Annotated in this window: 24 protein-coding genes and 1 tRNA gene; 19 read left to right on the forward strand and 6 right to left on the reverse strand. The window is 38.6% G+C overall.

The genetic code is table 11. The annotated features are described in order from the left end of the window. Both ACEW8U_RS16695 and ACEW8U_RS16700 read left to right on the forward strand, forming a co-directional pair. Nucleotides 1–606, forward strand: a 606-nt coding sequence (locus ACEW8U_RS16695) for a hypothetical protein (RefSeq protein ID WP_373523193.1), incomplete at its 5' end; no start/stop codon positions are given. A 487-nt stretch (nt 607–1,093) separates the two neighbouring features. Next, entirely contained in the window at nt 1,094–1,885 is a 792-nt protein-coding gene (locus tag ACEW8U_RS16700; RefSeq protein WP_373523194.1) for an AAA family ATPase, read from the forward strand. A gap of 576 nt (nt 1,886–2,461) precedes the next feature. Here ACEW8U_RS16700 and ACEW8U_RS16705 read toward each other — a convergent pair. Further along, complete coding sequence (locus tag ACEW8U_RS16705) at nt 2,462–4,021, reverse strand: AbgT family transporter (RefSeq protein WP_373523195.1); 1,560 nt, start codon at nt 4,019–4,021, stop codon at nt 2,462–2,464. A gap of 81 nt (nt 4,022–4,102) precedes the next feature. Between ACEW8U_RS16705 and ACEW8U_RS16710 the strand changes: the two genes are divergently transcribed. Together ACEW8U_RS16710 and ACEW8U_RS16715 are read left to right on the forward strand one after the other, a co-directional pair. Further along, complete coding sequence (locus ACEW8U_RS16710; RefSeq protein ID WP_373523196.1) at nt 4,103–5,053, forward strand: endonuclease/exonuclease/phosphatase family protein; 951 nt, start codon at nt 4,103–4,105, stop codon at nt 5,051–5,053. An 18-nt stretch (nt 5,054–5,071) separates the two neighbouring features. Next, a complete protein-coding gene (locus ACEW8U_RS16715) occupies nt 5,072–5,977 on the forward strand; it encodes an SMP-30/gluconolactonase/LRE family protein (RefSeq protein ID WP_373523197.1) in 906 nt (301 codons plus the stop codon). A 732-nt stretch (nt 5,978–6,709) separates the two neighbouring features. Here the strand turns inward: ACEW8U_RS16715 and ung are convergent. After that, nucleotides 6,710–7,372 (reverse strand): uracil-DNA glycosylase, encoded by a 663-nt coding sequence (gene ung / locus ACEW8U_RS16720; RefSeq protein ID WP_373523198.1) that lies wholly within the window; start codon nt 7,370–7,372, stop codon nt 6,710–6,712. A gap of 76 nt (nt 7,373–7,448) precedes the next feature. On the opposite strand from ung, the gene apaG reads away from it, so the two are divergent. Together apaG and ACEW8U_RS16730 are read left to right on the forward strand one after the other, a co-directional pair. Further along, nucleotides 7,449–7,835 carry a Co2+/Mg2+ efflux protein ApaG gene (gene apaG / locus ACEW8U_RS16725; protein WP_373523199.1) on the forward strand — a complete coding sequence of 129 codons (387 nt, stop codon included), beginning with the start codon at nt 7,449–7,451 and terminating at the stop codon, nt 7,833–7,835. A gap of 2 nt (nt 7,836–7,837) precedes the next feature. Continuing rightward, entirely contained in the window at nt 7,838–8,617 is a 780-nt protein-coding gene (locus ACEW8U_RS16730; protein WP_373523200.1) for an O-methyltransferase, read from the forward strand. On the opposite strand, the gene ACEW8U_RS16735 is transcribed toward ACEW8U_RS16730, so the two are convergent. Continuing rightward, on the reverse strand, nt 8,611–9,204 hold the full coding sequence (locus ACEW8U_RS16735; protein WP_373523201.1) for an SAM-dependent methyltransferase: 594 nt from the start codon (nt 9,202–9,204) through the stop codon (nt 8,611–8,613). The genes ACEW8U_RS16730 and ACEW8U_RS16735 overlap by 7 nt on opposite strands. A gap of 40 nt (nt 9,205–9,244) precedes the next feature. Here ACEW8U_RS16735 and ACEW8U_RS16740 point away from each other — a divergent pair, with 40 nt between their 5' ends. The 4 genes from ACEW8U_RS16740 (at nt 9,245) to rplI (ending at nt 11,407) form a co-directional block, all read left to right on the forward strand. After that, complete coding sequence (locus tag ACEW8U_RS16740; RefSeq protein ID WP_373523202.1) at nt 9,245–10,159, forward strand: hypothetical protein; 915 nt, start codon at nt 9,245–9,247, stop codon at nt 10,157–10,159. Nucleotides 10,160–10,301: 142 nt separating this feature from the next. Next, nucleotides 10,302–10,673, forward strand: a complete 372-nt coding sequence (rpsF, locus tag ACEW8U_RS16745; RefSeq protein WP_373523203.1) for a 30S ribosomal protein S6 — start codon at nt 10,302–10,304, stop codon at nt 10,671–10,673. Then, nucleotides 10,670–10,921 carry a 30S ribosomal protein S18 gene (gene rpsR, locus ACEW8U_RS16750; protein WP_009035688.1) on the forward strand — a complete coding sequence of 84 codons (252 nt, stop codon included), beginning with the start codon at nt 10,670–10,672 and terminating at the stop codon, nt 10,919–10,921. Before rpsF ends, rpsR begins: the two co-directional genes overlap by 4 nt. Before the next feature lie 42 nt (nt 10,922–10,963). After that, nucleotides 10,964–11,407, forward strand: a complete 444-nt coding sequence (gene rplI / locus ACEW8U_RS16755) for a 50S ribosomal protein L9 (RefSeq protein ID WP_373523204.1) — start codon at nt 10,964–10,966, stop codon at nt 11,405–11,407. Between the two features lie 73 nt (nt 11,408–11,480). On the opposite strand, the gene ACEW8U_RS16760 is transcribed toward rplI, so the two are convergent. After that, nucleotides 11,481–11,729 carry a hypothetical protein gene (locus ACEW8U_RS16760; RefSeq protein WP_373523205.1) on the reverse strand — a complete coding sequence of 83 codons (249 nt, stop codon included), beginning with the start codon at nt 11,727–11,729 and terminating at the stop codon, nt 11,481–11,483. 192 nt (nt 11,730–11,921) lie between these two features. Here ACEW8U_RS16760 and ACEW8U_RS16765 point away from each other — a divergent pair, with 192 nt between their 5' ends. The 7 genes from ACEW8U_RS16765 to ACEW8U_RS16795 all read left to right on the forward strand — a co-directional run bounded on the left by ACEW8U_RS16765 (nt 11,922) and on the right by ACEW8U_RS16795 (nt 19,370). Continuing rightward, complete coding sequence (locus tag ACEW8U_RS16765; RefSeq protein WP_373523206.1) at nt 11,922–12,560, forward strand: hemolysin III family protein; 639 nt, start codon at nt 11,922–11,924, stop codon at nt 12,558–12,560. 138 nt (nt 12,561–12,698) lie between these two features. After that, a tRNA-Gln gene (locus ACEW8U_RS16770) sits at nt 12,699–12,771 on the forward strand. A 273-nt stretch (nt 12,772–13,044) separates the two neighbouring features. Beyond that, a complete protein-coding gene (locus ACEW8U_RS16775; RefSeq protein ID WP_373523207.1) occupies nt 13,045–13,644 on the forward strand; it encodes a GrpB family protein in 600 nt (199 codons plus the stop codon). 327 nt (nt 13,645–13,971) lie between these two features. Beyond that, a complete protein-coding gene (locus tag ACEW8U_RS16780; RefSeq protein WP_373523208.1) occupies nt 13,972–15,534 on the forward strand; it encodes a PKD domain-containing protein in 1,563 nt (520 codons plus the stop codon). A gap of 77 nt (nt 15,535–15,611) precedes the next feature. Then, nucleotides 15,612–18,284: a two-component regulator propeller domain-containing protein gene (locus tag ACEW8U_RS16785; RefSeq protein ID WP_373523209.1), complete on the forward strand. Its 2,673-nt coding sequence runs from the start codon at nt 15,612–15,614 to the stop codon at nt 18,282–18,284. Then, nucleotides 18,274–18,678 (forward strand): two-component system response regulator, encoded by a 405-nt coding sequence (locus ACEW8U_RS16790; RefSeq protein WP_373523210.1) that lies wholly within the window; start codon nt 18,274–18,276, stop codon nt 18,676–18,678. Before ACEW8U_RS16785 ends, ACEW8U_RS16790 begins: the two co-directional genes overlap by 11 nt. A gap of 191 nt (nt 18,679–18,869) precedes the next feature. Then, nucleotides 18,870–19,370, forward strand: a complete 501-nt coding sequence (locus tag ACEW8U_RS16795; RefSeq protein ID WP_373523211.1) for a hypothetical protein — start codon at nt 18,870–18,872, stop codon at nt 19,368–19,370. A gap of 265 nt (nt 19,371–19,635) precedes the next feature. Here the strand turns inward: ACEW8U_RS16795 and ACEW8U_RS16800 are convergent, their stop codons facing one another. Next, entirely contained in the window at nt 19,636–19,830 is a 195-nt protein-coding gene (locus ACEW8U_RS16800) for a hypothetical protein (RefSeq protein WP_373523212.1), read from the reverse strand. 280 nt (nt 19,831–20,110) lie between these two features. On the opposite strand from ACEW8U_RS16800, the gene ACEW8U_RS16805 reads away from it, so the two are divergent. Further along, complete coding sequence (locus ACEW8U_RS16805) at nt 20,111–20,239, forward strand: ElyC/SanA/YdcF family protein (RefSeq protein ID WP_373523213.1); 129 nt, start codon at nt 20,111–20,113, stop codon at nt 20,237–20,239. Between the two features lie 51 nt (nt 20,240–20,290). Here the strand turns inward: ACEW8U_RS16805 and ACEW8U_RS16810 are convergent, their stop codons facing one another. Further along, on the reverse strand, nt 20,291–20,626 hold the full coding sequence (locus tag ACEW8U_RS16810) for a helix-turn-helix domain-containing protein (RefSeq protein ID WP_373523214.1): 336 nt from the start codon (nt 20,624–20,626) through the stop codon (nt 20,291–20,293). 313 nt (nt 20,627–20,939) lie between these two features. Between ACEW8U_RS16810 and ACEW8U_RS16815 the strand changes: the two genes are divergently transcribed. Further along, the coding region (locus ACEW8U_RS16815) for a transposase (protein WP_373523215.1) at nt 20,940–21,815 on the forward strand (876 nt) is incomplete at its 3' end.

Here is a 21,815-nt window from a genome sequence, read left to right on the forward strand (position 1 = left end):
GCTGACCTGAATGAATTCTCTCCTTCCCTCACAGATTGTGGTCTATATGTCTCCGCAGTAACTGTAGAAGAAGACGGAAAACAAAGACTTTGGCTCTACCCTACCAATTTTGGAGAACCTGAATTATTGTATGATGATATCGAACCGATTGGGTATTATGATTGGTATGATAACAAAGCCGCCATGTTCGTGCTCGGTCAGCCCAATACCTTGGTCTACCCTTACAGCAAATCTGAATTGCATACTATCGGTGAAAATGTCGGCAGGTCTGTCAAAAAAAGACCAAAATCCAGGGTCATCACCTATGTGGATAAAAATGATTTTAAGGAAATCGCAGGAGAAAAAGCATTTGCCATCATGGGCTTTGACCTTGAAAAAAGAGAACAATTAGAATTTGGCTACACCATTACCGGGTCCGAAGATTTTATCTGGCTGAATAAAAACCTGATCTTGATGGGGAAAGACGATGATCTGTATGTCAAAAAAGCCAATGAGACCAATTGGCGGAAAGCAGGTGAGATTAATTTCCCAGGCTACAAAAACATCAGCCGTATGGCCTATTCTGACAAATTGGAGAAATTAGTGGTGGTTATGGAAAGGCAGTAGGCAGTTTTCAGTGTTCAGTTGGCAGTGATCAGTAGGCAGTTATCAGTAGGCAGTCGCAGTTTGGCAGTAGCAGTTGGTTTTGTGTCAGATTCAGTGTTGATAGTTCAGGTTCAGTAGGCAGTTGCAGTTTTCAGTAGGCAGTCACCGTTTTCAGTTGGTAGTTTCAGTTGGTGGAATTTCAGAGGATACAAATACCAATTTAAGAATTAGAAGTAATAATAGCCTCGTCATTCAGAACGTAGCTACTCTTCCCTTAATATTTATAACGAACCCTATGCGAAGTGATGAATCTCTTTGGGAAAGGCAGAAGGTAGAAGTAAAATATTCACAGAGGCGGACATATTGTACAAAGTACCAAGTACTTCTTATTTGCTAAATCTCAAACCAAAACTCTTTGGATAAGACAAATTCACATTTAAGATCATATTCCTAAGGCTAGTTCAAGCCAGTCTCATATCTCACGTCTTTAGTCTAACGTCTAAAAAAAATGTATTTCCTTCATCAAATTTCCATTCCATCAGACCATGAAAAGTCAAGCAATTTCCCCTATGGGCTTCCTGCCTTCAAAAACCTTCAAGGGATGAAATTCGAATCGCCAATCACGGTCTTTGTAGGAGAAAACGGTTCTGGGAAATCTACCTTGCTGAAAGCCTTGGCCATCAAGTTAAATCTCCCTGCTATCGGAAGCAGTGATTTGGAGTCAGATGATACACTGAATGAAATCAAGGAATTTGGAGAAAGCATTAAAACCAGATGGACTAGCAAAGCTTATAGGGGTTTCTTTTTTAGGGCAGAGGATTATTTCGGTTTTGTCAAACGTCTGAAAAATCTGGATCCTGAACTCAAAGGAGATATTGTGGATTTTGAAAAAAGGCTGAGTGGAACCGGATTGAAATTAGCAGTCGGTGCAGTTCATGGACAAAAGGAGGCATTGCTTAGAAAATATGGTGACTTGACTCAAGTATCCCATGGTGAAGGTTTTTTGAAGGTATTGCAAGGCAGGTTACAGCCTGAGGGAATTTACCTGATCGATGAACCTGAAGCTGCCCTTTCTCCACAGCGACAATTGGCACTTTTTTCTTTGATCAAAAACCTGGCTGAGAACAATGGCTGCCAGTTTATAATCGCCACCCACTCCCCTATTTTGATGACCTTGCCGAATGCTACCATTTTTCAGTTTTCGGAAACGGTAGAAAAAGTCAGCTATGAAGAAACAGAACATTTTACTATTTTGAAAAACTTCCTCAATAATCCTGAGGCTTTTTTGAGGTATTTATAGGAAATGAAAATGAAGAGTATGTCACTCCCTGAAAGTAGCTTTGACTAATTTTCTCCTCAATAAACTTACCCTCCATTTCGGGATCAAGGTCCCTGTTCCAAATGAAACTTCTCCGTCCCGAAATTTCCTGATCGATCGCTTTCATGACCCCCGGGTTGCGGTGCATGTGGGTTAGGAGAAACCGAAAGGTATTACAAGCACCTTACCCGGGGCTACTCAAAGTTCAGCCCACTTCGGGGCTGCTAGTAAAAAAACGTCATTTCGACATCACCCCATATTTCTATGGGATAGTGTGCAGAGGAAAAACCTTGTTTAGACACCTTGCTATATTCTGTGGGTTATAGGGCAGGAAGACAATGGACCGGGCCGGCACTGGCCTAGCGCGTGGATAGGTTTCCATTGTCTTGTCCCGATAGCTATCGGGATTGTTACTTTTTTGGTCAAAGCTTGTCCCGATTTTCTCGGGGCAAAAAAGTAAGAGAGGAAATGCAAGAAAAATGAAGATAATGTCACTCCCTGAAAACAACAAAAAATATTCTATGGATACGGTTTATGTTTCAAATTAGACTTTCTGATTTAAGACCCCTTAACCATCAAATACTCATAAGTACTCTGCAATCCCAAAGGAATTCCCAAAGTCCAATAAAGCAATAAAAACGAAGTCCAGATCACCAATAAGGCAATCGAATAAGGAATCATCATCGAAACCAAAGTCCCTATTCCAGTGGACTTCACATAGCGCTGACAGAAAACAACAATCAAAGGGAAATACGGCAATAAAGGTGTGATGATATTGGATACGGAGTCCCCTACCCTATATGCCGCTTGGGTCAAATCAGGAGATATTCCCAATTGCATCAGCATAGGTACAAAAATCGGACTGATCAAAGCCCACTTAGCAGAAGCCGAACCTACCAAAAGGTTAACAAATGCCGTCAATAGTACGATTCCAATAATGGTGATTTGAGCAGGTAAATCAAGTGCCTGAAGGAAATTTGCGCCTTTCAATGCGGTCAAGGCACCGATATTGGATTTCGCAAAGGCATCAATAAATAAGGCACAGAAAAATGCCATCACGATATAGTAAGCCATACTGCCCATGGCCTTGCTCATGGAAGCGATCATATCTTTCATGCTTTTGTAGGTACCTGAGGCAAATCCATAAACCAATCCTGGAATCCAAAAAAGGATAAAAATCAATGGAACAATGGACTTCATCAAAGGCGCATCCCTTGAGGTGATTTCCCCCACTGAATCCCTTAAAGCTGAATCCTGAGGAAAAGCCCATACAAACAAAGCAATAAAACTGACCATCATGGTCATAAATGCAATCCAAAAGGCTTTCTTTTCTCTGGAATTCAATGTCTCCATCTTGGGGATATCATCCATGTTTTCATCCACTGCCACATTCTTGTTCAGCCTTGGTTCGATGACCCTGTCAGTCAGATACCAGACAACACTGATCACCACCAAACTGGAAAGACCTGTAAAATATATATTATTTAGTGGATTAAGAGAAATATCTGTATCCAATATCTGGGCAGCGGACTGGGTAAAACTCTGTATCAAAGGATCTATGCTTGAAGGAATAAAATTGGCACTAAACCCACCGGACACTCCTGCAAAAGCTGCAGCAATTCCCGCCAACGGATGCCGACCTGCTGCATAAAAAATCACACCTCCCAAAGGAATGACCAATACATATCCCGCATCGGCAGCGGTATGACTGACAATGGCCACCAATACCAAAATCGGAGTAAGCAACATCTTAGGCGTAACTCCCAACAAAAACTTTAACCCCGCATTGATAAATCCTGAATGTTCGGCAACTCCTACTCCCAACATAGCCAAAAGCACCACTCCCAACGGCGGAAAGTTGATAAATACTCCGGTCATATTGGCTAGAAAGGAAGCAAACTGTTGACCGGTAAGGAGATTCTGCACCCTCAATTCGCCACCTGTCCTTGGATCCACTGCCCCAAAATCTATAGGTGAAAGCATTGCCGACAAAACCCATGTGATTAACATCAGCATCAAAAACAGAATCGCAGGATCAGGCAGCTTGTTTCCTGCCTTTTCAATAAAATCTAAAAATCTATCCAAAAAGGTTTTCGATTTGTTCTGCATATTGCTCATAAAGGATTAAATTGGGTCTCATCAAAAATAAGAAGCCTTTATTGTTTTCAAACCATTTTCCCAACTCTTTTCGACCCTAATATGGAATTTAACCTCAAATCCCCACCCAAAGAAATTGAAAATGAAATCAAAGAATTCAGGGAATTTCTGAATGAACTTATTCCTGCAAAAAAACTGGACAGGAATGTGCTGATATGTACTTGGAATATCCGGATTTTTGGTGGGTTGACCATGGAGTGGGAAACAACAAAATCCCCCGTGAGAGACGGACATTCACTTTTGTGCATCGTGGAAATCATCAAAAAATTTGACATCATAGCCATACAGGAAGTAAGGGGCAATATCAAAGCACTCCGTGAGACCATGAAGTTATTGGGGTCAGATTGGAGCTTTCTGATGACTGATGTCACAGCCGGATCCAAGGGCAATGATGAAAGGTTGGCATTTATTTTTGACAACAGAAAAGTAAAGCTTTCCGGACTTGCCTGTGAAATTGTCATTCCTGACGATGTTTTGGAAAAAAATAGGGCTATCCGACCTGATGCACTTCAGCGGCAATTTGCAAGAACACCATATGGTGTTAGTTTTCAGGTAGCTGGAAACACATTTGTATTATTGACGCTTCATGTACTTTTTGGAAAAAAATCACCTGATCGTGTGGCTGAAATTCAGGCCATAGCAGATTGGATTTTCAAATGGGCCAAGGATCTTAACTCATGGCGTCATAGTTTAGTAACTTTAGGAGATTTTAATATTGTGAAAAATGGAGATCCTACTTATGAAGCATTTGTCTCTTCCGGTCTGTATGTGCCTGATGACCTACAGGAAATCGACAGAACCATCTTCAAAAAAACCTATTCATTCTATGATCAGATTTCATGGTTTGAGGACAACATATGTCTCAAATACACCAAAGGTGGTATTGTGGATTTCAGAAATAAAGTATTAAAAAATAGGAATTATAATCTCTCTCAACTTTCTTACAGGATATCAGACCATTTCCCACTTTGGGCAGAATTTCTAACCCGGTAAACCAAATAAATTAACAAAATGAAAAAATCAATTCTCCTTAGTTTCCTTACAGTAATCATCCCAATATTTGTTCAGGCACAGATCGTCGACAAAAAATCAATTGTTGCCAAAAAAGCTGAACTGGTTAAAGTTGCCGATGGCTATTCATTTACAGAAGGTCCTGCTGTACATCTTAATGGAGACGTTTATTTTACAGATCAACCCAATAACAAAATCGTGAGATGGTCTGCAACAAGGAACGAGGTTAGTGTTTTCATGGAAGAATCAAGCAGGTCCAACGGGATGTACTTTGATAAGAATAAAAATCTGATCACCTGTGCTGATTTGGAAAATCAAGTGGTGTCAATAGATGAAAAAGGAAATATCGAAGTTTTGATCGAGAGCTTTCAGGGCAAAAAACTAAACGGGCCTAACGACCTATGGATTTCTCCTTATGGGGGCATGTACATCACTGATCCATTGTACAAAAGAGGTTACTGGGATAGAGATCCTGAAATGCAGCAAGATGGTGAACACCTCTATTTCCTTTCAGCAGACAGAATCCAGTTTTTCAGAGTGGACGAATCCCTCGTCAAACCAAACGGAGTCGTAGGAACATATGATGGAAAAAAGCTCTATGTCGCAGATATTGGTGATAACAAAACTTATGTTTACAATATCGAGGAAGATGGATATTTGACCAACAAAAAACTTTTCGTGGAAATGGGTTCAGATGGGATGACGATTGACCACAGAGGGAATGTTTATTTAACCGGAAAAGGAGTTACTGTTTTTAATCCAAAAGGAGATCAAATAGCCCATATCCCAATTGCTGAGAACTGGACCTCCAATGTTGTCTTCGGCGGTGCAGAACGCAAAACACTATTTATCACAGCCATGGGATCGGTGTACACGCTTCAGATGAAAGTAAGAGGGGTTTGGTGATAGAAGCGAGATATTAGAAGCGAGAAGAAAGAAGCGAGAAGTTAAGAAACAAGAAACAAGAAACAAGAAACACGAGCCAAAGCCTGCCCCTAGTATCGGGGAGACAAGATCCAAGACGACCTTTGTCATTTAATGGCTCTTGGACATTTATGTCATCCGCTTAGTCATATTGACACCAATTGCTACTGGCATTTAACCTTTCCTTGTCATTTCGAGTTTACAACATTTTGTAGATGTTCAAAATAGGGAATGACATCAGGTTACCCTTCATCCCGAGTCCCCAACATTATTAAAATGTTCAGAAAAGGAATGACATCAAGTTACCCCCTAGGCAGCCGTCATTCTGAGGTACGAAGAATCTCCAGAGGTCCTATTTATGTTTATATCTATCATTTACTGATCCCCATGAGACCCCTCGAATCCCGATAGCTATAGGGACGGGACAGGCTTTCCTAAGTCAGCATGACTGATGCTCCGATTTGTGTCATTGGTAACGTAGAAGCCAGTCCGCCGTGGCGGAAGAAATCTTTTGCTTCGGTATTGAGGTGTCCAGATCTCTCTCCACGATAGTTATTGGGGTCGAAGTGACAAGGAGACTCCTTTTAATCTTTTTGAATGCTGAATTTAGGTCACTGCGCTATTTTTAATCTCGGCTCTTGACTCTTGGTTCTTGTTTCCCAAATCTAAAATCTCAAATCTAAAATCTAAAATCTTAAATCTTAAATCAAACCCCTACCACCTAATCTCCTCCAACCCACAACTCCTCAAATACTCATTTGCCTTTGAAAAATGGCCACAACCCAAAAAACCCCTGTGTGCAGAAAGCGGACTTGGATGTGGGGCTTGGAGTTTGAGGTGATTGCTGTCTGGAATAAATGCTGCTTTTTTCTGCGCATAGGCACCCCAAAGCATAAAAACCACATTTTTCTTCTCCTTGGCAATCTGCTGGATAACTGCGTCTGTAAACTGTTCCCAACCTTTCTGTTGGTGGGATCCTGCTTGATGGGCCCTAACTGTAAGCGTTGCATTGAGCAATAAAACACCTTGGTCTGCCCACCTTGTCAAATCCCCATTCGAAGGGATGGACTGATCCAAATCCCTGTTGATTTCTTTGAATATATTCAATAAACTAGGTGGAAAAGGTATCCCCTCTCTTACGGAAAACGAAAGTCCATGTGCTTGGCCTGGGCCATGGTATGGGTCCTGTCCCAAAATCACCACCTTAAGTTTCTCCAAAGGACAATGCCAAAATGCATTGAAAATCTCTTTCCCTTTTGGGTAGATAACCTGTTCTTGGTATTCCTTTTTTACGAACTCAGTCAATCCGGTAAAATAGGGTTTGGAAAATTCACTTTTAAGGACATTTTTCCATCCTTCCTCAATTTTAACATTCATTTTATAGCGAAACTAGTTGGAATTTTAATATTAAGCTTTACTTTTAAAGCTCTAAAAGCCCAAACTTAATAAAACAATGGTAACAGCCATCACGGAAGGGATAAAAGTGACTGTTGAAGTTACTTATCAAGCTGAATTCTCCAGCCCTCACCAACACCACTTTGTATTCACCTACAAAGTAAATATTGAGAACAAAAGCCCCCATACCATGCAATTGATGCGTAGGAAATGGGAAATCTATGATGCAGGTGATTCATCCAAAGTAGTTGAAGGAGATGGCGTTGTAGGGCAACAACCAATTCTTGAACCTGGCAACAATCACGAATATGTGTCCGGCTGCAACCTAAAATCCGGTTTGGGAAAAATGAGAGGTTCCTACTTTATGGAAAAACTGTTTGACGGAAAACAAATCGAGGTAAAAATTCCAGAGTTCCAGTTGATTGCGGATATTTTTGACAATTGATATTGAGAAAATATCTTTTTCCTTTTTTTGCTTATCTGAAATACTGGCTTGTCAAAGAAGACAGATATGCCATTCAATCACCTTTGGTTTTTGATCTTTATAATGGCCTTTTAATTTTTATCAAAGATTCTATCGATAGTGATTCAGACCTTGAAATAATTCGAAATGAACTTTTAGCCGATCCTGAAATACTATATATTGAAGATTTCGGGGTAGGTTCCAAAAAACTTAAAGACAATCTTAGAAAAACTTCCTCTGTCACAAAATACAGCACGAGTTCGCGAAAATTTTCAAAGCTATACCAATATTTCTGTTTGCGTACCCCCGCTAAAACTGTGCTGGAATTAGGTACTTGTGTCGGAATCAATACAAGATATCTTTCAAAGACAACTAAAGGTCAACTCTTGACTTTTGAAGGTTCCGATAGCTTATGGAAAAAAGCACAGGAAAGCGGTATCCCAGATAATACCCAATATCTCCTTGGAAATATCAACAAAACCCTTTCAAAAAAGCTACAAGAATTTGACAATGTGGATTTTGTGCTTATAGATGCTACTCATTCCTTCAATGCTACCAAGCATTATTTTGAGAGCCTCATTCCCTACATTCAAGAAGATAGTATTATTGCTGTAGCTGACATTCATTGGTCGGGGGAGATGACTGCTGCTTGGAAGGAAATCAAAAGGCATCCATTGGTAATTTTAAGTATAGATTTTTATGAATGCGGCATATTGATTTTTGACAAAAAATATCCAAAAGGAGCGTATATATTGCATTATTGAATTTTTCTTAGGGAGAAAAACAATTCAGTCCCCATTCTTGGTGGAATGCTATTAATGCAAGGTTCTAATTTCACGATTTCAAATTCTTTACTGAATAATTTTCTATATTCCTTCATTTGACCTCCAAAAGGTGGACCTTCTTTTTGAAAGTCAATACCAAATAATACACCAACCAACTTACCGTTTGGCTTTAGCAATTCTATCATTTTTTTGACATAATCACTTCTTAGAATCGGAGGAAGAGAACAGAAAAATGTTTGTTCAAGAATAAGGTCGTATTGCCCGATATGTTCAAAAAAATTCTGGTGATGAATCTGTGCTTTTGGAAAATCAGGGCAAGCTTCTTCAAATTGCTTTAAGGGCAAGAAAGATATATCCAAAATATGAATGATTTTGAATCCTTTTTCAAATGCATAAATTACCTCATAACCGTTCCCAGCACCCGGGATGAGTATATTTATTTCTTTGTTATCTAATTGGTCTAAATATTGCTTTATGGGAAATGTCACCTCACCTGTATCCCAAGCAGTTGATTTATTTAAATATCTAGTCGTCCAATAATTCTCATTCAGAAGGTTATTCGTCATAAAATTTATTATTTTGGGTAAAATTACAACTTAAACATTTATGGAAACCAATCCTCAAAAAGTCAAACGCAGTGATAATGGAAAAAACATTCTGATCATTGTATTGATTATCCTTGTCATTATCAGTGGCATCAAACTTTATACAGATCATTTGGACAAAACCAGAAAGTCCGAAGAAATTCTGATTCTTTCAGAAGACAACAATGAACTCAACAGAAGAATTGATTCAATGACCTATCAACTGGATCTTCGGATCAATGAGATCAACAAATTGGGAGGGGACATTGCTAGTCTTGAAGAAATCAGAAATCAGTTGACAGCTGAAAGAAATCTGGATAGAAAGCGTTCTGCAGAAGAAATTACGGCCCTGAACAGAAGAATTGCCAGTTATACTTCCACCTTACAGGAAAAAGATGAGGAAATTATCCGCCTTAGAGAAGTGAATCAGCAATTGTTTGCCGAAAATGAAAACCTGAAAACCACCCAAGCTGAAATCCAAGATGAAGTGGTTCAATTGAACATCACAAAACAGGAACTGCAGGAGAAGGTAAATATTGCTGCCCGCTTAAAAGCTGAAAACATAACCGTTGCTGCTGTCAATGCAAGAGGTAGAGAAAGGGAAGATGGTTTCCGAAACAGACAATTGGAAAGATTAAAAGTCACTTTTAACCTGGCAGATAATAAAGTAGCAATTCATGGCCCTAGGGATGTATATGTTCAAATAATTGCTCCCAACAATCAGCCCATCTTTGATGTGGCAAGAGGTTCTGGTACATTCTCTTTAGATGGAAGGGAGGAATTCTTTACAGTACACCAAGACATCCTTTTCGACAATTCACAGCAGGAACTTACCTATTTCTATGAAAAAGGAAGTAAGTATGTCACTGGTATTTATGAAGTCAGAATCTACGTAGATGGCTATCAGATTGGGACCAAGAGCTTTGAGGTGAAGTAGTGGAAACTCAAACTGAATTCTTCCAGTAAAATCCATTTCAACAATCCGCCTACATCATTTCTTTTCTCCATCCATTTGGATAAAAACGAATATTCTTCTACTTTTGCGGTCTGTTTAATAAAAACAAAGCAAAATAATAATTATGTTCCAGAAAAATTATGAGACGGTATTCATCCTTACTCCCGTTTTGTCTGATGTTCAGATGAAGGATACCGTAGACAAGTTTATAAACTTGTTAAAAACTGAGGGGGCAGAAATCATCAATGTTGAAAATTGGGGCCTTAAGAAAATGGCTTATGCAATTGACAAAAAAAGTACTGGTTTTTACGTATTGGTCGAATTCTTATCAGAACCAACTTTAATCAAAAAGTTTGAAGTTGAATTGAGAAGGGATGAAAAAGTAATGCGATTCCTGACTACCGTTCTTGATAAACATGCGATTGTTTATGGAGAAAGAAGAAGAAAAGGTGAATTTAACAAAAAAGCAGAAGCTAAGGAGGAGCCAGCACAATGACACTCAGAAACGAACCAATCAACCGAGTAGAAAACAGGAAAAAATACTGTAGATTCAAAAAGCACGGGATCAAATATATTGATTACAAAGACCCTAACTTCCTTTTGAAATTCGTCAACGAACAAGGAAAAATTCTTCCTAGAAGATTGACTGGTAACTCAGCCAAATACCAAAGAAAAGTGGCTAATGCCATCAAAAAGGCAAGACACTTGGCATTGTTGCCTTTTGTGACTGACGGTTTGAAATAATCCGTTCTTGTTCAATTCATTCATATTTAACATTGTACGACGATGGAAATTATTCTTAAAACAGACATAAAAGGACTTGGATATAAAAATGACATGGTGGATGTCAAGCCAGGTTATGGTAGAAATTACCTGATTCCACAGGGTTATGCGGTGCTTGCTACCGGATCGAACAAAAAGATCCTTGCTGAAAATATCAAGCAAGCCGCTCACAAAGCTGAAAAAATCAAAACCGAGGCTGAAAACATTGCTGAAAAGCTTTCTACAATGACTTTAGAAATCAAAGCAAAAATCGGTGATTCCGGTAAAATATTCGGTAAAGTAACAACACTCCAGATTTCTGATGCCTTGGCTGCCAATGGTATCGATATAGACAGAAAGAAAATCTCCATCAATGTGCCAGTTCAAGGTGCAGGGGAATTTGAAGCTGAAGTTGATCTTCACAGAGAAGTGAAGAGCATGGTGAAATTTGTTGTTGTAGGTGAATAATTCACTTCAAAAATCCTAAATAAAAAAGGCTTTCAATTTGAAAGCCTTTTTTATTTAAATTCGAAGATGAAAATTAATTAAGAGCGATTTTTTCCAGATCTTCAACCAATTTCTTGGCAACAGCTTTGCTGTTTTCTTCTCTTTTAGCTTTTAGAAGGTCTAAAGCTTTTTTGCTTTTCTCAATTACTCCACTGGGATTGCTGTCAGCTACATAGCTGTTCCAGCACCAAGAAAGCTCTGCATGAAGCTTTTCATCTAATTTCAATTTTTCAAGTTTCTCTAGAGTCGAAACAATTGTTTTTTCAGAAATTTTTACTGACATGATATTATTAATTTTGGTTTTAATTCGATTTCTTCAATTTTCTAATTATGGGACAAAACAAAAGTAAATTTTCCATAAATGCAAAATAATCAGACATTTAGTAACATAAATTTAAAATTCAATCGATTTCGTTAGCTTTATTTGGTAAAAAATTTTATAGTTATATTTATAGTTAATAATTTTAGCACTAATATGGAAAGGAAACAAAGTCTTCAGGAAGAATTTGCCAATAGTATCACTCATGGATTCGGGATATTATTCAGTGTGATAGCTATCGCCTTGCTGGTTACATTTTCAGTTCTGAATGGAGGTACGCTTCACATCGTCAGCTGTAGCCTTTTTGGAGGCTCTATCCTCTTACTATATACCTTTTCTACCCTTTACCATGCTACACAACAAGAGACCATCAAATCATGGCTTAGAACCTTCGACCATATCGGGATATATTTTCTGATCGCAGGAACTTACACCCCATTTCTACTCCTTGGAGTACAAGGTATATTTGGGTGGGTATTTTTTGGAATTATCTGGGGATTGACTGCATTTGGGGTGATTTTCAAAATATTTTATACGCATAGGTTTCCAAAAGCTTCATTGATTCTATACTTATCCATGGGCTGGATGGGTGTATTTTTGGTGAGACCGTTGTTGGAAACACTTTCTGCGGCTTCCCTCACAATGATTGCTGCAGGGGGAATCAGCTATACTATAGGCACCATTTTCTATGTCCGTCAAAAAATGAGATTTGCGCATACAATTTGGCATTTATTTGTTTTGGCAGGCACCATACTCCATTTTATTGCCATCATGTATATGCTAACAGGAAAATAATTTTCCATATTTGGGGCTGACTTTAAAGCAATTAAAATGATTGGCCAAAAATCTTACAAGTCGGGCTTGCATAAAAAAGAAAGTACCCCTACATTTGTGGCACCTTAAAAAAAAGGGAATAGTCTAACAATCCAAAATTGACCGATGGTGTAACTGGCAACACGTCTGATTTTGGTTCAGAAGAGTCCAGGTTCGAGCCCTGGTCGGTCAACAATAAATAAGTCCAAGTTCACCTGAACTTGGACTTTTTTGCTTTAAAATTTAAAGTTATTTTCCTGTTCCTGATTTTTTCAACCAATTTGCCTTAACATTAAATTGACCTGAACACCATAAGGTCTGATCTTTTTGGTTTGATTGGGATTCTTCTCCCTACAAATAACAAATTTTTAAAATCATTATTTTAATCATTATTCCATTTCCAATCTGGAATTTTGAAAATATCCACCCATTTGTTTTCCAAAAAACGTAAATTGGTTGAATTAATATGAAAATTGACATTGTACCATATGATAAAAACTGGGTAACGGAGTTTGGAAGGTTGAAAGTAGAACTGTCGAAGATCCTAGGTAAACTCTCTCCCAGTATTGAGCATATTGGCAGCACCTCAGTTCCGGGTTTGGCTGCCAAAAATGTAATTGATGTTTTAGTGGGGTTAGAAGAAAGCAGTCAGTTTGATTTTGTTACCAATGAATTGGCCCAAAACGACAGGTATATTTATTATAAAGCTTTTGAAGCAGGACTTCCTAACCGGAGGTTGTTTGTTAGGTTGAAAGATGGCGAGTCCTCAGCAGCATTTGAAAAGGTGTTTCTCCATCAGGAAAAAATCCCGCATGAAGCTATACAAAAAAGTAGACTTGCAAATGTACATGTTGTGGAAAATGATAGTTCTGAGTGGCTGAGACATATTGCTTTCAGGGAATACCTGAAAGTACATGAGGAAGTGAGGCTCGAATATGCCAAAATAAAAGCCGATCTCAGTCAAAAAACATGGGAACACGGAATGAAGTACAATGAAGGAAAAGACAGCTTTATCAAGAGAGAAGAAAAAAATGCCGTTGAATGGTATTTGTCTGCCAAAAAATAGATGAAGCAAAGCTGCGTATGAAATTCTGATAGTTGTAGATCAATGGTCAAAATTTCTAAAAGTCATTCTTTTCCTCATCCTTAATATTTTTTTAAAAAAAAAATTTACAAGCGGTAAAACTTCCTCAAAGCCCCTATTTTGAATTACTTAAACAGGTAAATGTCGCTTGACACGAGTATCAAACTAAATATGTTTTGTTAGACATTCGATTTATTTAAGCCCCCTTTTTTATGTGGATTTTGATGTTATATTTATATCATAATCACCCAGATATAACATTGCTAAGAAGAATCACCCCATTTTTCGCGCAATACAAACTTTAAGAAAATGAAAACCAAACTGATTGTCTTTATAGCTTTGGGATTACATTTTATATTGCCAATCCATCAGGCAATTGCTCAAAGCTGCACCCAAAACAATATTGTTGTGGAGAGATTTACTTTGCGCGATGCCAATGGAAATCCTTTCACGCCGAATGATGACTATGAAATCGGCGATCCTGTAACAGGTCAGATTTTTATCAGGTTTACAGGAAGCTCTTCCAATGCTTATTCTTTAAAAACTACATATGATATTTATGTCAATGGAGTTCTTGTGGTCACTCAAGGTTATGCCTGCCTGTTTAATCAACAGCAGGTAGTCCTTAACACCCCTATATTTGTGAATAATTTTACCTGGAATTGGGGAGATGTTGTAGAAGTCAGGAATGTTTATGTCCGCTGGTCGACCAACAGTAACTCTCCATGTTCTGGAGTCAGCGATGGGAATTCACAGTGTTATTTTAGTGGAACAGGCTTTGTAGCTGCTGTACCCTTATTTCCTGATTTTAATTATACTGCGACCTACTGCAATCCATTGGTACAATTTGAAGATCTTACCGTAGGTGGATATCCTCCATACACTTATCACTGGAATTTTAATGGACATGGAACTTCCACAGCCAAAAACCCCTCATTCAGCTTTCCCCAACCGGGAAGTTATCCAGTAACCCTTTCCGTTACGGACAATAGCGGTACAGTAAGGTCTATAACAAAAACAGTCACTATTCCCGTGTTTAATATTCTAGTGGAAATTACCCCTAGCAGGGTTGGTGCAAGCACCGGCTCAATAAAAGTCGATGTCAGCGGCGGGAATTCCCCATATACCATTGCCTGGCAAAGTGACCCTGCGGGATATTCGGGTTCTGTCTCTGGAATAAGTAGTACTTATACCATCACCAACGTCCCATCAGGAAATTATATAATTACAGTTACTGATTCTATAGGCTGCACAGTAACAGAAAATTATTTCGTAGAATGGTCATCTATCCTATCCCAAAAATGGGATTTGTTTGAAGCCAAATTAAATCCGGATACCAGGAGTGTAGAAATCGAATGGATCACAACTTTGGAAAAATATCCCTGTCAATATATTATTGAAAGATCTACCGGGGACATCTCAAATTTTAAAGATTTGGGCAGTGTGAATGGTTATGGGTATAATGAAGCTTATGGCAATTACCTGTATTTGGACAATGACCTTCCTACTTCCGGAGGCCGGGTCTACTATCGCATAAGGACAGAGGATATCAACCAAAAAGTCTATATGAGCAAGGTCATTTCTGTTCTGGTGCCGGAATACAAGATACTGAATGAATCTGAATGGATGGCATTCCCAAATCCAATTGAAGGAAACCGACTTTCTTTGAAGTATCATGGCCTCCTCGTCAGCCAGGATGATCAAGTTCAGATATTAATATCCACTGTCACGGGTAGATCCATCAAAATAATGTCAGCCAATAGACAAACATTAGTTTTGGATGATATCATCAAGGATTTGCCTAAGGGCATTTTATTGATTGAAATCGTAGATGGATTCAAAAAAGAAACCATAAGGGTTGTTAGAAAATAAAATTCCAAAACTTACATATATAATCTATTTTTGATTCAATCACCACCAAATCAAAGATCAAAAGGAATTCAATCAAGATGAAAATTAGATTTTCCTTATTTGCAAGGATATTATCAATTGCACTTCTTCTTTCTATTTTTGTTTTCGAAAACTCCTATTCCCAGAAATGGGACTTGGCCAAAAAAGAAACAGTTTTTGTAAGAACAGACTGGGACAATTCGAATGGCCTTCCGGTAAACACTGTGTTCAGGACCAAACAGGACAAAAGCGGTTTCATTTGGATGGCTACAGAAGAAGGGCTTGTACGCTTTGATGGTAGGACTTTTAAGAATTTTGATCATAGGAATACTCCCGATATCCAAACTGCAACTTTCAACGACTTAACACTTTCGAAAAAAGGAGGCATATATGCCGCTAATTCCATATCATTGGTTTATGCCGAGTTCAACGATCTTAAGGTTTTTACCACGGAAGACCTGGGAACTTTTAGATTTACAGCAGTTACGGAAAACTCTACAGGCGAAATATTTTTAGGAACACAAAACGGTAATTTAATTTTATTCGACGGTCAAAACTTCAAGAAAATCGATTCCCCTGAAACGTTGAAAATCGGATATATACGGGAACTGATTGCCTTCGAAGGTAAAATCCTCATTGGAGGAATAAATGGTTTTTATTCCTTTGATATTAGTGCTGGCATATACTCTTCCTATGAGCTGTTATCCGAAAAAGATGTCAGATCCATTGCTGTTTCAACCGACGGGAAAATTTACATCGGGACTAGATTACATGGATTATACGTCCTGGAAAACGAAAATGTGAAAAAGGTTGAATTACCAACTGAACCGGGATTCGAAAATATTACTGCACTTCAACCTTCTCCCATAGATGGTGGAATCTGGTTTGGCACAAGTTCTTATGGGATTTATAAGATTCTTGATGAACAGTTGATTTCTTTTCCCAATATCAACTCATCACAGAATGAGATTTGGGACATTTATGAAGACAATCAAAATGCCATTTGGATCAGTGGTCTGGGAATAGGTATTTCTAGATATGGCAACGCAAATGTGGAGATCCTTGATGAAAAAGCAGGATTAAGTCATAGTGTGATTCTCGCTACCTTCGAAGATAGTGAAAGGGGGATTTGGCTCGGCACCCCGGGCGGTGGTCTGAATCTGGTCACATCCGATGGCGTGAAAAATTTTTCGATGAAGAATGGCTTAAGCCATGATCTTGTTTTGAGTATTGCACAAAGAGGCGATTATATTTTTGTGGGAACGGGAAATGGCTTAAATAAAATACACTTACCGTCTTTAAAGGTTGAAAAAATCTACAGAAAAAAAGATGGACTGAAAGAGGAAGTGATTTATTCTCTAATGAGGGATTCTAAGGAAAATATCTGGATAGGTACAATAAATGGAATTCTTCAAAAATTCACACCCATTGAAGAATTGAAAACCATCCAACTTGAAAGCGAACTTATCAATGCTGAGATTATCTTTGGAATGGAAGATTCTAAAGGAACACTTTGGTTTGGAACTTTTGGAAATGGATTTTTTAGTATTGACCAAGATGAAAAAGTTAACCATTTTCCCATAAATACAATTGCACCCTCTCAAATGGCGACTTGCATTTGGGAGGACTCCGAAGGAGATTTTTGGATTGGTTCTCCGGATGGTTTGATTGCTTTTGTAAACGGTGACCTTAAAATATTCGGAAAAAGAAATGGGTTACAATTTCAAAGCATCTATAGAATAATTCCGGACGATGATGGCATGCTTTGGATATCGGGAAACCATGGAATTCAAACGATGGCTATCAGCCACTTGATGGCCTTAAAAAAATCAACCGATATCACGTATAAAGTAGCTTCAAATCTATTCGATAAATCTGACGGTTTGTTGAACAATGAATTTAACGGAGGGTTTCATCCATCCGGCTGGAAATTGGCAAATGGAAAGATCGTGTTTCCAAGTATGGAGGGGGCAGTTATAGTGGATCCAAAAAATATCAAATCACGGAGTAAAATTTCGACTCCTTACATTGAGTCCATAAATTATGGGGACAATGAAATTGATATTCAAAATGAAATCCAAATCCCTGCCGGGATGACCTTTTTTAATATCAGATATGGAAATATAGAATTCGACAAGCCCCTTGCCATTAAATATTTTTACAGGATCAAGGAATTGGGGCGAGAATGGATTGATAATGATAATCGAAATGTGGCCTATTTCTCAGGCTTACCGCCCGGTAATTATGAGTTCCAGGTTAAATCAGAGCAATTTGGTGAAAGCTCTGAAATTGCATCGGTCAATTTTTCAGTAGAAGCGTTTTTTTACCAAACGATCTGGTTCAAAATACTAAGTATAATTCTCGTTTTTATACTTGGCTTTTTTGTGAATACCTTGATAAGAAATAAGAAATTGAAACTTCAACTTGAAGAAAAAATCAAATCACAGACAAAGGACCTTGAGCTTAAAAACCAAAGCCTTATCATGGCTTTGGAAAAAGTCGAAAAGCATAATCAATTGTTAGAGGATGTAGCTTGGGCTCAATCGCACAAATTCAGAGGACCCCTTTCAAAAATACTGGGGATGATCCGTACATTAAGAAACTATGAAAACTACAGAAATGTCAAATTAAGCAAGGAGGATATCATGGAGGACATAGAAGTTACCTCAATGGACTTGGATAAAATCTTACGGGAACTTAATACAAAACTAGAAGAACAACATGAAAAATGATGTAATAAATATGCCAGTCATCATCGTCGATGATGAACCTGGAATTTTATTTCTTCATGAACTGATGGTCTCAGAAAGCAATCTGGCCGATCAAATATTTACTTTTTCAAACCCGAAAGAGGGATTGGATTTTATAGTCAAATTATCGAATAGCGACACTCCCCTACTGATTATTTTGGATATCAATATGCCTGTTTTTAATGGATGGGATATTCTGGATAAACTGGATGAATTAAATATCCCTGCCAATGCCATAGTGATAATGGCTACTTCTTCCATTCATAAATCGGATAAAGAAAGAAGTTGTCTTTATAAAAGGGTGAAAATGTTTTTTGAAAAGCCCATTAATTTGGATGATTGCAAAAGGATAAAGGCTGAACTTTTGCAGAGGTAGGTAATCTCTCGATGTCGTCAGATTGGAATTGCTCATTAAAGTAAAATTAATTTTATTTTTTCCCACTTATTCCCAGTGTCTTAGGTGATTTTTTTCAATTTTTTGAAATGTCAGTGTCGCACTTCTTGTATTGGAACCGTATGGTTTACAAGAGCGCTCGAAAAATCAATAATTCATTTAAAACTAAATCAATGAAACCTACTATGAACAAAATGGCAGTATTGTTACTGTGCGCCCTATTTTCTATTAGCCTTTTGAGCTGTAACAATGAAGATGACGACCCTTGTATTGACCAATCCTTAACGGATTTTATGGTCATCCTCATGGATGAGGAGGAAAATAATATCCTGGAAGAGGAGGGATTTGATGAGGAATCTCTGAACCTATTTTACCTTGATGAAAACGATGAAGAAGTGGATTTGGATTTTGAAATCAAGGAAACCAGTGAAGATGCCAAGTATTTAGTATCCTCAAAAATGTCGGAAATCAGCTTGGGAGGAGTCACTGAATTTCATGTCCGGATCAATGAGGAAACTGTTTCAGAATTGACACACAAAGTGACAATGTCCAATTCAACAGGTTGTAAGGTTTATAGCTATGAAGCCCTTGATTCCGATGGTGAAACATTGGAAAAGACTTCAAGCGGTAGTCCAAGGCCATATATCCTGGCTGTGCCGACAGAGACTGAGTAAAATAACTTAAAAAACATAAAGGAAAGAAGTTTAAGTTTGAGTTCAAGAGGCTGTTCTATTCAGAGCAGCTTCTTTTTATTAAAACATTTCATTTGAAAACTTTTTGACAATCAATAATACCTATGTTGTTATTAAATCAATATCAGGAATTTAAATAGAGTTTTGACTTTTTAAATTCACTCGGCGTCATTCCTGCGTGTTTTTTAAAGGCTATGTTGAAAGCAGTTTTGGAATTAAAACCTGCTTCAAAGCCTATTCCTATCATCTAAAGGTGATTTAAGCTCTCATCCATCATCAATTTCTTTGCCTCCTCCACCCTGTAACCGTTCACCAAATCGAAAAAACTTTTCCCAAGACAATTGTTGATCGCTTGTGAAACCAAATAGGCTTGAACCCCCATAATATCTGCCACATCTTTTACTGACAAGCCTTCAACCTTATAAAGTCTTTTATTTTCCATAACATCCACAAAGTTATTGGCAATTTCCTGCAACTCCTCTGAAAAAATTTTATCCTAATTGCCCACCATTTCAAGGTTTTCCCTTTCCTGCTTTTGACTTTCTATTTTCCTTAATTGATAAATCTGAGGATTGAGTTTTCCTTTGATTGTGATATAGTACATAAAAAGGGTTTACTTGATCATTGCACATTATATTTGAAAATTGATCATTTCCCTCCTTTCTTTGCGATGCATATTCACCCAAACCATGTTCTTCTACCTATCTCAGTTTTAAAGTTTTTTGGAAGAAAAGGGGATTTCAACCAATCAGGAATTTATCTTAATCACTTCGGCTTTTCACTTGTATCGAGCCAAAACTTGCTTCGATAAAGTAGGCTTAAATACTAAAACTTCCCCTACTGAATGCTAAAGCAAAGTATGGCACCGGCCAGCTGATCCCAAATCCAGATCTCAGCAGCAACTACCATTCGGAAGGGGGAATGTCGGCAGCAATGTCTGAATTACGGATGCGCTGACGCTCGTATTTCTTTTGGAGCTTGATGTACTCGATCTGGCTGATGATCTTGGTCACCTCAAACTCAGCTAGCCAAGCCAACTGATCCAGTACTCGAAGCACTTGAATCAAAGTGATCAGATTAACCTTCTCCCCTCGCTCCAGCAAACTCAACGTAGATCGGCTAATGCCCTCAGCCATGGATAATTGCTCCTGAGACTTTTGCTGATTCATGCGATGGTGCTTTACAAAAGCCCCAATCTGCTTCAAAATCGAGATATAACTTAATTGATTGTAATCCATGACTTAAAACTCATACATTAAGCCCAAATACACGACTTAATGATTGATATATCATACCAAATTATAATTATTTTTTGACTGATTTATCAGTCATTAAATTATTTAGGGTCTGCTGACAAAGTATAAAACCTTGTAATAGTTCGGAATTGATGGGATTTTTTCTGATTTTCATGGAGTACAAGTGCAAGGTATTATGGCAAAGACCACCAAAAGGCGTGCACCACGCAGTGAATATTCGAGCCCGAACCAGCTTTCATTCTCAGGGTTTGAGACCCCGTTTTATAACCAGCTTGATCCCAACAACCGATGGGTCGTGCTCAGTGCACAGATTCCCTGGGATGACCTGGTCAGCATATTCAACAAACGAAATCCCCCAAAACAGACAGGAAGGCCTGCACTGAATCCACGTGTACTGATCGGTGCGGTGATCATCAAGCACATCCTCAATCTGGATGACCGAGAAACGGTCGCCCAGATTACCGAAAACATGTATCTCCAGTATTTTCTTGGCTACAGTTCCTATATCAAAGAGCCACCCTTTGATCCGTCCCTGTTTGTGGATATCAGAAAGCGTCTTGGCCATGAACTCGTAGGGCAAATGAATGAAAAAATCCATGGGTTTTCCATGGAACGATCAGTCAAAAAGGAGGAAAAGAACCCAAGAAAGAAAACAGGTGATGATGTTCCTCCAGACGGAGAACCCGGGAACAAAGGAGAGGTGATCTATGATGCGACCGTCTGTCCCCAGGACATCGCCTATCCCACCGATCACGGACTGCTCAACAAAGCCCGTGAGATCACAGAAGAGATCATAGATGTGCTCCACGACAGGCAGCCGGAGGGAAAGAAACCGAGAACCTACCGGAAAAATGCCCGCAAAGCCTACCTGAAGCTTGCCCAGAATAAGAATCCATCAAAAAAGACAATCCGAAAAGGGATAAAGTCGCAGCTTCAATACCTGAGGAGAAACTTCAGAACGATTGAAAAACAGCTGGACAGCTTTGAGGACTTCCCCCTTGACCATAAGCTCCAAAGGAAGTATTGGATCATTCAGACACTGTACAGGCAACAGCTCGGAATGTTCGAAAGCAGAAGCCATCAGGTGGACGACAGGATTGTGAGTATCCATGAGCCCCATGTACGTCCCATCGTAAGGGGAAAGTCCAGGGCAAAGACAGAATTCGGGGCC

Source organism: Aquiflexum sp., assembly GCF_041751335.1.
Classification (GTDB): Bacteria; Bacteroidota; Bacteroidia; order Cytophagales; family Cyclobacteriaceae; genus Aquiflexum.